15 protein-coding genes are annotated in these 13273 nt (G+C 49.0%); 14 read left to right on the forward strand and 1 reads right to left on the reverse strand.

Going from position 1 to position 13273, the window contains the following annotated elements; translation table 11 throughout:
- Positions 1 to 71 precede the first annotated feature (71 nt).
- From C7R93_RS10585 to spoVM, 6 genes are all read left to right on the forward strand, one after another.
- Positions 72 to 878, forward strand: coding sequence for a transporter substrate-binding domain-containing protein (locus C7R93_RS10585; RefSeq protein WP_106838770.1), 807 nt, complete (start codon positions 72 to 74; stop codon positions 876 to 878).
- Positions 879 to 931: 53 nt separating this feature from the next.
- Entirely contained in the window at positions 932 to 1591 is a 660-nt protein-coding gene (locus C7R93_RS10590) for an amino acid ABC transporter permease (RefSeq protein WP_106838771.1), read from the forward strand.
- Positions 1584 to 2306, forward strand: coding sequence for an amino acid ABC transporter ATP-binding protein (locus tag C7R93_RS10595; protein WP_106838772.1), 723 nt, complete (start codon positions 1584 to 1586; stop codon positions 2304 to 2306). The genes C7R93_RS10590 and C7R93_RS10595 overlap by 8 nt, the downstream gene beginning before the upstream one ends.
- Before the next feature lie 171 nt (positions 2307 to 2477).
- Positions 2478 to 3038, forward strand: a complete 561-nt coding sequence (thiT, locus tag C7R93_RS10600) for an energy-coupled thiamine transporter ThiT (protein ID WP_106838773.1) — start codon at positions 2478 to 2480, stop codon at positions 3036 to 3038.
- A 192-nt stretch (positions 3039 to 3230) separates the two neighbouring features.
- Positions 3231 to 3404, forward strand: coding sequence for a hypothetical protein (locus tag C7R93_RS30245; RefSeq protein ID WP_007728365.1), 174 nt, complete (start codon positions 3231 to 3233; stop codon positions 3402 to 3404).
- Positions 3405 to 3427: 23 nt separating this feature from the next.
- Positions 3428 to 3511 carry a stage V sporulation protein SpoVM gene (gene spoVM, locus C7R93_RS10605; protein ID WP_005831022.1) on the forward strand — a complete coding sequence of 28 codons (84 nt, stop codon included), beginning with the start codon at positions 3428 to 3430 and terminating at the stop codon, positions 3509 to 3511.
- Positions 3512 to 3609: 98 nt separating this feature from the next.
- Here spoVM and rpmB read toward each other — a convergent pair whose 3' ends face one another.
- Positions 3610 to 3798 carry a 50S ribosomal protein L28 gene (rpmB, locus tag C7R93_RS10610; protein WP_005831020.1) on the reverse strand — a complete coding sequence of 63 codons (189 nt, stop codon included), beginning with the start codon at positions 3796 to 3798 and terminating at the stop codon, positions 3610 to 3612.
- Positions 3799 to 4046: 248 nt separating this feature from the next.
- Here rpmB and C7R93_RS10615 point away from each other — a divergent pair, with 248 nt between their 5' ends.
- The 8 genes from C7R93_RS10615 to C7R93_RS10650 all read left to right on the forward strand — a co-directional run bounded on the left by C7R93_RS10615 (position 4047) and on the right by C7R93_RS10650 (position 13158).
- Positions 4047 to 4412, forward strand: coding sequence for an Asp23/Gls24 family envelope stress response protein (locus tag C7R93_RS10615; RefSeq protein WP_106838774.1), 366 nt, complete (start codon positions 4047 to 4049; stop codon positions 4410 to 4412).
- 13 nt (positions 4413 to 4425) lie between these two features.
- Positions 4426 to 6132 (forward strand): DAK2 domain-containing protein, encoded by a 1707-nt coding sequence (locus C7R93_RS10620; protein WP_106838775.1) that lies wholly within the window; start codon positions 4426 to 4428, stop codon positions 6130 to 6132.
- Positions 6133 to 6176: 44 nt separating this feature from the next.
- Positions 6177 to 7034 (forward strand): DegV family protein, encoded by an 858-nt coding sequence (locus tag C7R93_RS10625; protein ID WP_106838776.1) that lies wholly within the window; start codon positions 6177 to 6179, stop codon positions 7032 to 7034.
- 79 nt (positions 7035 to 7113) lie between these two features.
- Positions 7114 to 7602 (forward strand): hypothetical protein, encoded by a 489-nt coding sequence (locus tag C7R93_RS10630; RefSeq protein ID WP_244191505.1) that lies wholly within the window; start codon positions 7114 to 7116, stop codon positions 7600 to 7602.
- 253 nt (positions 7603 to 7855) lie between these two features.
- Entirely contained in the window at positions 7856 to 8521 is a 666-nt protein-coding gene (sdaAB, locus tag C7R93_RS10635) for an L-serine ammonia-lyase, iron-sulfur-dependent subunit beta (protein WP_106838778.1), read from the forward strand.
- A gap of 38 nt (positions 8522 to 8559) precedes the next feature.
- A complete protein-coding gene (gene sdaAA / locus C7R93_RS10640; RefSeq protein ID WP_047068155.1) occupies positions 8560 to 9444 on the forward strand; it encodes an L-serine ammonia-lyase, iron-sulfur-dependent, subunit alpha in 885 nt (294 codons plus the stop codon).
- A 1-nt stretch (position 9445) separates the two neighbouring features.
- Complete coding sequence (recG, locus tag C7R93_RS10645; RefSeq protein ID WP_106838779.1) at positions 9446 to 11500, forward strand: ATP-dependent DNA helicase RecG; 2055 nt, start codon at positions 9446 to 9448, stop codon at positions 11498 to 11500.
- Positions 11501 to 11658: 158 nt separating this feature from the next.
- Positions 11659 to 13158 (forward strand): hypothetical protein, encoded by a 1500-nt coding sequence (locus C7R93_RS10650; protein ID WP_106838780.1) that lies wholly within the window; start codon positions 11659 to 11661, stop codon positions 13156 to 13158.
- Positions 13159 to 13273: the final 115 nt, after the last annotated feature.

Here is a 13273-nt window from a genome sequence, read left to right on the forward strand (position 1 = left end):
AGTTTTCATGCAAATTAATGCTGCAAATAGACTGCTTTTATGCGTATAAATCATATTTATGGGGGTTCAACATGAAAAAATCTAAATCATTCCTTTCACTTGCACTTACTTCAATGCTTGCGGCAGTGGTTATCGCAGGATGCGGAACAGGCAACCAAACAGCGACAGGACAAGCACCGGCACCTTCTGCTGGCGACAAGAAAACACTGGTGATGGCTACTTCTGCTGATTATAAGCCGTATGAATATCACGACCTGAGCAGCGGGAAAGATGAGATTGTCGGCTTTGACATTGATATCGCGAAATATATTGCAAAAGAGCTCGGCTATGAATTGCAAATCAACGACATGAACTTTGACGGGCTTATTCCGGCACTGCAAACGAAACGCGCGGATTTCGTTATGGCTGGCATGACAGCAACACCTGAGCGCGCGAAGAACGCTGATTTCTCCACCATCTATTACGATGCAAAAAATACGATCGTAGCAAAGAAAGACAGCAATCTGACCAAGCCTGAGCAATTGGCTGGCAAAAAAGTGGCGGTCCAGCTCGGCTCTATTCAGGAAGGGGCAGCAAAGGAGCTTGCAAAGACTGTTTCCGGCTTGCAAATCACTTCGCTGAACAAGCTGCCTGAGATCGTCGAAGAAGTAAAAGCGGGTCGTGTAGATGCTGCCATTATCGAGGACACGGTAGCGAAAGGCTTCGTGGAGAGCAATGACTCTCTGCAATTCACCACTCTGGAAGAAAATGAACAGAATGGCTCCGCTGTTGCATTCCCAAAAGGATCGCCGCACGTAGAGAAATTTAATGAAGTCATTAAAAAGATGCAAGATAACGGAGAAATGGACAAGCTGATCCAAAAATGGTTCGGTCAATAATCTCTCCAAGCAACGAAGAATAACTGCATAAGTAGCAAAAGGGGAGAACGGGCATGAATTTGGATTTTGCACAAATCGTGCCCTATATTCCTTTCATATTGGAAGGGATAAAGGGTACGTTACTTGTTACCTTGATTTCAGTTGTTTTGGGATTTTTCTGGGGCTCCATCCTCGCACTCATTAAAATTTCGAATGTAAAATTGCTGAACTGGCTCGCGGTTGCCTATACCTCTGTTTTCCGCGGGACACCTTTGATTTTGCAGCTGACCTTTGTGTATTTTGCAACGCCTCAGCTTACTGGTTACAATATTTCGCAACTGGAAGCAGCTGTATTGACGTTTACCCTAAACTCAGGTGCATACATTTCTGAGACGATTCGCGGTGGTATTTTGGCCGTAGATAAAGGGCAGTGGGAAGCGGCCAAAGCACTTGGTGTACCTTATCACCGGATGATGCTTGACATTATTTTGCCGCAGGCTGTCAAAAATATCTTGCCTGCACTTGTCAATGAAACGATTGCACTCTTGAAGGAATCCGCACTCGTTTCCACGATTGGTCTTGCAGACATCATGCAAAACGCGAATGTGGTCAAGGGCACCATCTTCCGCTATTTCGAGCCATACATGATCGCTGGTACCCTGTACTATGTCATGGTTATGATCCTGACGTGGGTAGCTCGCGTACTGGAACGGAGGATGAGACTCAGTGATTAAGATCGATAACATTACGAAGTCATTTGGACAACTGAATGTATTGAAGGGCATCTCGACGAACATCGGAAAAGGGGAGGTTGTCGCCATCATAGGTCCATCTGGATCGGGGAAATCAACGCTATTGCGTTGCATCAACCTGATGGAGACTCCGACTTCCGGTACGATCACAATTAATGGACAGGAAATCACCGCTCCAAAAGCTGACGTGATGGGCATTCGCCAGCAAATCGGGATGGTTTTCCAGCACTTTCATCTCTTTCCGCATATGACAGTCTTGAAGAACCTGACCTACGCCCCGATGAAAGTAAAAGGGATGTCTGCGGCTGAAGCGGAAAAAAAGGCGAGGGAGCTGTTGGCGCGCGTAGGGCTGGCAGACAAAGCGGATGTCTTTCCATCGCGCTTGTCAGGCGGTCAGAAGCAGCGTGTAGCTATTGCCCGTTCCCTTGTTATGGAGCCACAAATCATGCTGTTTGACGAGCCGACCTCAGCCCTCGACCCAGAGATGGTCAAAGAGGTTTTGGAGGTTATGAAGGGTCTTGCTGATAGCGGAATGACCATGGCAATCGTGACACATGAAATGCGCTTTGCTGAAGAGGTGTCAGACCGTATTTTGTTCCTCGATGATGGCCGTCTCTTGGAGGATACGCCACCAGAAGAGTTTTTCAAAAAGCCGAGAAGTGAACGGGCCCAGCAGTTTTTGGAGAAGGTTCGGTAATACAACTAGCCGCAGTGCCGATAAGGCAGCGGCTTTTTTCTTTGACACGAGCATAGACTTGGGCTAGAATCAGAAACAGCCTAGCAGAGGTAGTTCGAAGAATTGGCTTTTGAACATCTATTATTTTTAGAAAGAAATTTTCTATTTATTCTATTTTGAGGAGTGACTATTTTGGATCGTCAACGGTTGGTCATTTTGTTGGAAATGGCGATGATGGCGGCTCTTGCAATTGTGTTTAGTCAGATCAAGGTTTTCGAAATGCCACAGGGTGGCTCTGTGTCCCTGGTGATGGTACCGATCGCATTGATCGCCGTTCGCCGTGGACTCGCTGCTGGTGTCATTACAGGGCTTGTTGTCGGATTTCTTCAGTTGCTCTTGGGCAGTACAGTTGTCCATCCGGTTCAGCTATTGCTGGATTATCCGCTTGCTTTTGGAGCACTGGGTCTCGCTGGGTTTGTTCGCCTGTCTGGCTACGAAGGAACGAAGCAACGAATCATGGTACTGTGGAGCGGCTTGTTCATCGGCGTGATTGGACGATTTGTCTGCCATTTTCTATCGGGTATTGTTTGGTTTGGTAGCTACGCGCCAGAAGGTGTACCAGTCTGGCAATATTCCCTCATTTATAACATCACGTACCTGCTGCCAGAAATGATTATCGCGGGAGTCGTTTTGACAGTTGTGCTTAGCAGCGCATCGCAGCTGCTGTTCCCTGCACGCGACCGAGTCGCGTAGGAAACAGGAAAAAATCGGTATCAAGTACAAACCATCCACATAATGTAATCAGGCAGCGTGTTTCGTTGCCTGATTTTTTTTTGCTTCGCAGACATATACTTTTTTCATGTGGCAGGATACATGTTTATCCGACAGCAGAATATGATGTAATATGCACGTTTTTGAGAACACCTAAAGGAGGTGCGGCACGAAATGGGATTGCGCTCCTATCGCCTGCGACAGGGGGGCGCCTTGCGACGTGTTCTCGGGGTTGCGTTGGCTGTCGGGGGAATCACCATTTTCCTGTATTGGGCACCTCCGTGGGTTTGGTATAGCCTATTGGCATTAGCACTCATAGGGGCCGGCGTGTATTTGTATCGTGTGTAGTAATTTCGGTGAGGAGGGGTAGCATGCGGTTTTACACCATCAAGTTGCCGAAGTTCCTGGGTGGCATGATTCGGGGCATCATCGAGGCGTTTAACAAGAAAAAATGAAGCTTCGGCCCCGAGCCTCCTTCGGGAGAAGAGTGGAGAACCGGGAGAAAAGCAAAAAAGCACCTCGAGGGTGCTTTTTTTCGCATAGTTGAGATTAACTATACGCGAGTTACGAGACCGGATTTCAGTGCTCGAGTACTTACATAAACGCGCTTCGGTTTTCCATTTACGAGAATGCGCACTTTTTGTACGTTGACACCCCAAGTGCGGCGAGTTGCGCGCATGGAGTGGGAGCGAGCGTTTCCAGCTTTAGCAGATTTACCTGTTACAAAGCAACGACGTGCCATTACAATCCACCTCCCTTGTTACATATAAACGGGATTTCCTTTGTGGGAAATACAAATACTCGACTATATTAGCACAACATTGCTGTCAATTGCAATACTTGACAAGATGATTTACCCCGTCTTTTACATAGGGTTGATAGGATCGACAAAACGCTTCATTTCTCTTTTGTGTTAGTGTAGAATTGTAAGGAAGCATGGTTACGCTTACCTATGACGGTCAAGCTGTTTAACAGAGGAGGAGTCCTTGCATGACAGTGGAAATGAATACATCGCTTGGAAAGATCGATGTTACAGAAGACGTGATCGCACGGATTGCTGGAGGCGCGGCCATGGAAGTTTTTGGACTTGTGGGCATGGCTTCTCGCAAAGCATTGAAAGATGGAATCGCTGAGCTGTTAGGAAAAGACAACCTGAGCAAAGGTGTCGTCGTTCATAACACAAATGGCGAAGTAGTATTGGACATGCACATTATCGTCAGCTATGGCGTGAAAATTTCTGAGGTGGCAGGCAACGTTCAACGCCGTGTTCGTTATACCTTGGAGCAAACGGTAGGTATTGATGTGACTGCTGTTAATATTTTTGTGCAGGGAGTTCGTACAGACAGGGATATGTAAGGAGGAACATCAGTTGGTACATACGCGTCTAGATGGCGTGCTGTTTAGCCGGATGGTTTACCTGGGGGCGAACCTTTTATCCGACAACGTCAGAGTAGTGGATGGATTAAACGTCTTTCCTGTGCCGGATGGCGATACGGGGACAAACATGAATTTGACTTTCTCTTCCGGTGTGGAGGAGCTGTCCCGAAAGGAATCCCCCCGAATCACCGAATCGGCTGCTGCTTTGGCAAAAGGTCTGTTAATGGGCGCGCGCGGTAACTCCGGCGTGATTTTGTCCCAGTTATTCCGCGGCTTCAGCAAATCAGTCAATGGAAAAGATGAGGTTAACGCCCGTCAGTTTGCCGATGCCTTGAAAGCTGGTGTTGACTCTGCGTATCAGGCAGTGATGAAGCCGGTAGAAGGCACGATTTTGACTGTTGCCCGTGAAGCGGCGGAGATGGCTGTGCGGGCAGCGCGCACGTCAGATGACATTATCTCTGTCATGGAAAAAACATACGAGCAGGCGCAAGCTACGCTGTTGCGTACGCCGGAAATGCTGCCTGTTCTAAAAGAAGTGGGCGTAGTCGACTCAGGTGGACAAGGTCTCTTGTTTATTTATGAAGGGTTTTTGCGAGCGTTGCGCGGGGAAGAGTTTTCCGCCGATCGTGAGCGTTCGGTACCAAGTATCGGTCAGGAAGAGCTGGACAAGCTCATTTCTGAGCAGCATAATGCGCAGATCCACATGAAAACAGAAGACATCACGTACGGGTATTGCACAGAGTTTATGGTTCATGTCGCGCATAGCACCGAGCCGAGCAAAAAGCCATTTTCAGAAGCGATGTTCCGAAACCATCTGGATACGATGGGAGATTCATTGCTTGTCGTCTCTGACGATGAAGTTGTCAAGGTACATATTCATGCAGAGCATCCGGGAAACGTACTGCAATACGCGCAGCAATTCGGTAGTCTGCATCGACTGAAGATAGAAAACATGCGCGAGCAGCATGCGAACATTCTAAAAGCGGAAGAAAGCAAAGGACAGGCGAAGCCAGAAGCAGTTGCTCAACCTGCCACAGAGCTGCTTCCATACGGATTGATCGCGGTAGCTGCTGGTGAGGGAATCGCTACGATTTTGCGCAGCATGGGTGTGCATGTGGTAGTAGAGGGCGGCCAGACGATGAACCCGAGCACAGAGGACTTCATGAAGGCCATTGTAGGACTCCATGCCCAGCAAATCATCATCCTGCCAAACAACAGCAATATCATCATGGCAGCACAGCAGGCATCGGAACTCGCTGAAGTTCCTGTATCTGTCGTACCGACGAAGAGCATTCCGCAGGGATTGGCAGCACTGGTCAGCTTCCGCGCAGATGCTCAGCCGGAAGCGAACGTGCAAGCGATGACCAAGGCGATTGCCCAAGTGAAAACAGGTATGGTGACGCATGCGGTTCGCGACACGCAAATGGGTGAGGTACAAATCAAAGAAGGCGATTTTATCGGCATGGCTGAGAAAGAAATCGTCACAGCAGGTCCCGACTTGCTAGCATGCGCAACGACGCTGCTCTTGGGAATGGTGGATGAAGACTCCGAAATCATTACGATATTCTTGGGAGAAGATGCGACAGAAGATCAGGCTCATGCTTTAGAAAAAGCTTTGTCTGATGCCTACCCGGAAGTGGAAGTAGAGATCCAGGCAGGCGGTCAACCGTTGTATCCATTCATTTTTTCCGTCGAGTAATTGAGGTTGTGAGCACGAACGAATAGGGAGAGGAGCGATCGAGAATGCCAATTGTGATTCTTACCGACAGCGCGTCTGATATCGATGCGTCTGTGAGGCAGTCATTGGGGATCGTGGCCGTCCCGTTGAAAATCATGTTTGGGGCCGAAACGTACGTGGACGCAGTGACTATCTCTTCTTCGGAGTTTTTTGATAAGCTGAAGCAGTCGAGTGTGATGCCGACGACCTCGCAACCGTCTCCGCTTGAATTTGCCGAAGCGTACAAAGCGATCCATGAGAAATATGGCAAGGACGTACAAATCATTGCCATACTCTTATCGGGCTCCTTATCGGGTACGTATCAATCAGCGATGATCGCCAAGTCGATGTTGGATGAAAATATCGACATTACGGTGATCGATTCTCGCAAAGCTTCGTTTGTCCATGGAATGATCTGCGTGGAGGCTGCCAAAGCCGCACAAGCAGGCCAGAACAAGGAGCAGATTCTGGACCAGATTGATCGTTATTTGGATGAGGTGCAGGTATACTTTATTGTGGATACTCTGGAGTTCCTGCAAAAAGGCGGTCGGATAGGCAGAGCATCTGCCGTCATCGGTTCGCTCTTGAATATCAAGCCGATTTTGACACTGGATGCTGCCGGATACGTGTCTGCTTTTGACAAGGTAAGAGGGACGAAGAAAGCCCTGAATCGCGTATTTGAAGCTTTGCAAGAGTACGCGCAAGGCGAGTCTGTGAAAATCGCTGTGCTACACAGCAGTGTTCCGGATCAAGCGGCTGAGCTCTTGGAGCGACTCAAGCAAGAGTTTTCGATAACGGACTCTTGGTTGGAACAGATTGGTCCCGTGATCGGTACGCATACAGGTCCAGGTCTACTTGGGATCGTCATGGTAAAAGATAAGTAAGGTATATATCGTATGGAGAGGAGCTTCCCTGAGGTAGGGGGCTTCTTTTTTATACGTGAAATACAAGGGGGAGGTTTTGGTGAATAAGGATGATTTCCTTATTGAGTTGGAGGATATTGTGTATGACTCTCTATTTATTGGCGGTCATAAAGATGATTTGAATAAAGAAATTTCTGCCAATATGTGGTCTATTTCTTTAAGTAAGCGGTTAGCTAGTCAGTTCACAGTTTCTGATTTCATGAACTTCTTCCATAAAGTAATAGAGAATAGACAGCAGCAAATTTTTAAATCAAATAGTGATCATGGAATGCTGTTATATGTTTGGTTCGATTGGCAGGCTTCGCAACTAAGATTTAATCTTATCTCTCAGATTCATGAAAGACTCCCCTTTAGCGGAAAGATTGAAATCCTTGATGAGCTTGAACCAATCATTAACGAGTTTATTGATTTTCCGTATCATGATGGAATTCCAATAGTAGAAACAACAAACGAAGGAAATGATGTTCAAGCAGATTTCGACCGAGAACTAGATCCCGTAAAGGTATTCCTAATTTCACTTCCAAAGTAATAAAATGAAATTCATGAAGTTTGCACACTTACATGCTGGCTGTGGGACTCAGAAGATATCCGCTTGACTATCCTTGACGCTTCGCTTCTTTTCAGAGGGAGTTTTTTCATATAGCCTGATTTGACCGCATGTTGTCAGCATAAATCGGTTATGATTGCTTTACGTACAGTTTCCTCTGTAGCGCTTTCAAAGGCTGTAGGATACAATGAAAGTGAATCTTGCCCCACCCCTTGTGATTCAGGAGGAGAACCGGTTGAAGTACAAAAGCGTATTTGATATTATCGGTCCAATTATGGTTGGGCCATCTAGCTCCCATACGGCTGGTGCAGCCCGTATCGGTCGTGTAGCTCGCAAGCTGTTTGGCAGAATGCCTGCGCGAGCAGAAATTGTTTTTTACGGCTCATTTGCAAAAACGTATCAAGGACATGGTTCTGATGTGGCGACAGTGGCAGGGATTCTTGACTTTGACACGTCGGATTTGCGTCTGAAAAATTCGCTGGTGATCGCAGAAAAAGCAGGCATGGAAGTGGAGTTGACCACTTCTGAGGTTCTGACAGAGCACCCAAACACGGCGCGGATCAAGCTGTCCGATGATGAGCATGAGATTGAACTCGTTGGTGTTTCCATTGGTGGCGGGAAGATCGAAGTGTTGGAATTGAACGGGTTTTCCTTTCAGTTGGGCTTCGATACACCGACGCTCTTGGTCTTGCATGAGGATCGCTTTGGAATGATTGCGGCTGTGGCAAAAGTGCTGACCCAGCACGGCATTAATGTGGGGTTCATGGAAGTGTCTCGACACACACGTGGTTCGCGTGCTTTGATGGCAATCGAAACGGATTCGACGATCTCTCCGGAAGTCCTGGAGGAAATTCGGCAAATCCCCCATATCTTTGACGTATCCCTGCTCGCATTGAACTAAGGAAAAGGACGAGCAGGATTAGAGGAGTGAACAACCAGATGTTTCGTAATGTGGCTGAACTAGTAGAGTTGGCCGAATCTCAGGGGAAGAAGATCTCCGAGGTGATGATTGAAGCAGAAATGGAAGTTTCCCAGCGCAGTCGGGACGCCATTATGCAAGATATGTACGCCAACCTCGATGTGATGGAAAAAGCAGTGCGTCGCGGGCTTACCGAAGATATTCGCTCGCATAGCGGGTTGACGGGCGGAGATGCGAAAAAGCTGCAAACATATATGGAGACAAAGACGTTTTTGTCTGGTCCCACACTGTTGAATGCCGTCTCGATGTCCGTGGCGGTTAACGAAGTAAATGCTGCAATGGGTACGATTGTCGCAACACCTACAGCAGGAGCATGTGGCATTGTACCAGGGACGCTGTTTGCCGTATCCGACAAGCTCCAGCCGACCCGCGAGGAAATGGTCAATTATTTGTTCACGGCAGGCGCTATCGGGTATTGCATTGCCAATAACGCATTCATTTCGGGTGCTGCGGGTGGTTGCCAGGCAGAGGTGGGCTCTGCTACAGCCATGGCTGCTGCTGCGATTGTGGAAATGGCTGGCGGTACGCCTGAGGAATCTGCCCAAGCAGTGGCGATCGCGTTGAAAAATATGCTCGGTCTGGTCTGTGACCCCGTAGCCGGACTTGTTGAAGTACCATGTGTCAAACGAAATGCGATGGGAGCAGCGATTGCGACGGTAGCCGCAGATATGGCAATGGCCGGCATCAAGAGCGTAATCCCGACAGATGAAGTCATTGACGCCATGTACCGGATCGGCTGCGCCATGCCGACAACACTGAAGGAAACCGCACAGGGTGGTCTTGCTGCCACGCAAACGGGCCGCATGATCGAAGCCAAAGTGTTCGGCGTACGGATGGAGAAGTAAGATGGCTGGTGCATATCAATCGCCCGTCTCCCTTTTGCACGGGGTAGGGGAAGAGCGGGCGAAAGCATTTGCAGGACTGGGAATCAACAGCATTGGTGATTTGCTGGAGTATTTCCCGTCTCGTTATGAAGATTACCGTGTGCGCGATTTGACAGAAGTAAAAGACGGAGAGAGGGTCACGCTGGCAGGTACGGTGTACGGCGAACCCTCTGTTCGTTTTTATGGAAAAAGAAAATCACGACTGTCGGTCAAGGTTGTCATGGATCGTGTCGTGGTGACAGCTGTCTGGTTCAATCAGACATTTGTCAAAAGCAGGCTGTCGCCAGGCAAGGAAATACTCGTCACAGGAAAATGGGACAAGCACAAGCTACAAATCACTGTGAGCGAGATGACAGAAGTAGACTCCGAACGTGCGACAAAACGAGGCGAGCTCGCCCCTGTCTATCCACTTGGTGGCGATGTGACGCATACACTGCTGCGCAAAACCATTCAACAGGCGTTGCGTCAGTACGGCAAGGAGATTCCTGAGATCCTTCCTGCGGATATTGTGGAGCGCTACCGACTGATGCCACGGATGAATGCCTTTCAATCGATCCATTTTCCGGAAAATGCGGAAGACGGCCGTCAAGCGCGGCGACGGATTATGTTCGAGGAGCTTTTTTTATTCCAGTTGAAAATGCAAACACTGCGCAAAATTAATCGCCAGCAAACAGAAGGCGTTGCTTTGGCTATACCGATGGAAGAGGTCCGGGAATTTGTCAAAGGGCTACCGTTCCCGCTGACAGATGCGCAGAAACGTGTGGTAAAAGAAATTTTGGATGACATGCGGGCACCTCATGCAATGAATCGGCTGCTGCAAGGGGACGTAGGCTCGGGGAAAACCGTCGTAGCTGCCATCGCGCTGATTGCTGCGGTGAAAGCAGGTTATCAGGGAGCGCTGCTGGTACCGACGGAGATTCTCGCCGAGCAGCATGTGCAGTCGTTGACGAAGCTCTTGTCCGAGTACGGCATTCAGGTCGCGCTCTTATCGGGCTCTCTGACGGCTAAACGCAGACGCGAAGTCATCGGTTCTCTGCAAATGGGGTTAATCGATGTCGTGGTTGGTACCCATGCGCTCATTCAAGAGGATGTCTTTTTCTCGCGTCTTGGTCTCGTGATTACGGACGAGCAGCACCGATTCGGTGTGGAGCAGCGGCGAATTTTACGAAACAAAGGGTTGTCACCTGATGTCTTGTTTATGACAGCAACGCCAATTCCGAGAACACTGGCAATTACGGCATTTGGCGACATGGACGTCTCGACGATTGATCAAATGCCTGCGGGGCGCAAACCGATTGAGACGACATGGAAAAAGCATGATCAGTTTCCGGCTGTGTTGGAGCAAATGCGGGATGAGCTGCGTAAAGGGCGGCAGGCGTACGTTATTTGCCCGCTCATTGAGGAATCGGAAAAGCTCGATGTGCAAAATGCGATTGATGTACATGCTCAGCTCACACACATTTTCCCTGAATTCGGAGTAGGCCTGATGCATGGGCGCCTGCCAGCGAAGGAAAAGGATGCAGTCATGCAAGCCTTTCTTGCGGCAGAGCACGCTGTCCTGGTCAGTACCACGGTCGTAGAGGTTGGTGTGAATGTTCCGAATGCCACCTATATGGTCATTTATGATGCGGAGCGGTTTGGTCTTGCTCAGCTTCACCAATTGCGTGGGCGCGTAGGACGTGGCTCTGAGCAGTCGTATTGTGTGCTGATCGCCGATCCGAAATCCGAGATCGGAAAAGAGCGGATGCGTGTCATGTGCGAGACGACGGATGGATTCGAGCTGTCGCAGCGCGATTTGGAATTGCGCGGACCGGGTGACTTTTTCGGAACGAAGCAGAGCGGTTTGCCGGAGTTTAAAGTCGCTGATCTATTAAGTGATTACAAAGCGCTGGAGGTAGCGAGACAAGAGACTGTCAAGCTGGTAGCAGAGGACACCTTTTGGCGGGACGAAAAGTATCACTGGCTGCGTGACTATTTGAAGAATGAGGGCGTGCTGGACGGTGTCGTCTTCGATTAAGAAAGGAAAGAAGCCTTCCCACTTCAAGCGTGTGGGAAGGCTTTTTCTTTTGTGGGGTGAAACTTTAAGCATGCTCTCGACGTCTATCCTCTGTAAGGTAAATTTTTCTAGGAAGCGAGGCGAGTTTTTTGTCATTGCGAAAAATTCGGGGAATTAGCATGTCCATTGTGTTTGCATTGCTTATCATGACAGGATCGGACTTCGCGCAAGCATCTTCCACGGACAGTCGGATTGCTCAGACTGGCCCCTCCCATACGACCAGCCAAGCGACAAAGGAATGGAAGCAAAAGGAACTGCCTTACGACTACGCGGCGATGAAAGAAGACGTGGTCATTCAGCTAAACGATACGTCACAGCTCCGCTCTCCTCGAAGAACGGTTGTGGGAACTGCACCACAGGCGTACACCCTCTTTTTTAAGGAAGCCGTGAACCGTGGAACAATCGAAGCGGCTATCCGCAAAAATGCCCAGGAAGAGACCAAGAAAGAGGGCTTGGGTTACGTGGAGCCGATGTTTACGTTTCACTGGGTGCACGACCGTCAACTGCAGCTGCTCGCGACCCTTCCTGATACGCTTGCCAAAGACAGAGACTGGACGGAATACGTTTTGAACGTAGCAGGAGCGAAGACAGCGAAGGGAGCCATATTTGACGATAAGAATTACTTCAAGGCGGTGGTGTTTGTTCCGTCTCAGATCTGGCGAGTATCCGTGGATGGCAAGGTGAAAGAAAAAATGACGGACTTTGCCGTCAGGACTCCCATGGAGTTTATCGACCCTGAGGAGCGATATGTGTTGCTGGAGCGATTTACAGAATATTGTGAGTGCGATGCGCGTTTCCCCATGCTGTATTCGATTTATGACACACAGACGAGAGAACTGATCACTTATCCCGTGGAGTTGACTGACAACTATAGCGGTGCAGGTGACTTCATGGCAGATCGTCGCGGCTTCTTTTTCGCTCATCCACCGAAAGGGACAGAAGTACCGAAAAGCGAGTTTGCCACTCGTGTCAAGGTAGATGGATACGTACATGGAGCCAGCTTTAGCCATGATCGCAAGCATGTATTGATGGCAGTAGGCAAGACCGAGCAGAAAAAGGATCTCGATCTGGTTGTGTACGATTTGGCGACTGGAAAAGAACAGCGCCTCCCAGGTGTAATTAAAGGATGGGTTCCAACAGATGAGATGAATGGGCACGTCCAGCCCGTCAGTTTTATGGACGATGGACGTTACGCGACGTTTGAAATGAGAACAGAGGAAGAAAGTTTTGAAGAGCTTCGTCAACGCTACGATTGGCAGTTAGGCAAGGTGATCAGCTGGAATCCACCGGTTCCCAAAGAAGCTTGGTCAGGCTATGTCCAGTCGACGGATGGCGCCTATCAAATGTATTGGAATGCAGGAGTGTTTAAGGGAGACGTCAAACTGATGGAAATGAAGCCAGATGCGGTATGGATTCCAGGTACTCACCATTTGGTTTATATCGATTGGGAAAAAGCTGAACAGGGAGCAGAGTCTGTGTCGTCGCTCTTTTTGTTCGATGCCGATCGTAAGCAACAATCTGTGCTGGTGAAAGGACTGCCAGCAAGTGTATCTATGTTGGGAGCTAGCAACGACGGCAAATGGCTGTATGTCACGACTCCGGAGCCACTTGCCCCTTAAGCGTCATATTCCGTTTCCCCCTTTACTGCGATTGTAATACGCATGAGTTCAATGCTTTGATGAGGATTGGTCAGCCCGGCGATGATGACGTAGCCGACGGGGTGGCCTGTTTCTT

The organism is Brevibacillus fortis (assembly GCF_003013395.1).
GTDB classification, from domain to species: domain Bacteria; phylum Bacillota; class Bacilli; order Brevibacillales; family Brevibacillaceae; genus Brevibacillus; species Brevibacillus fortis.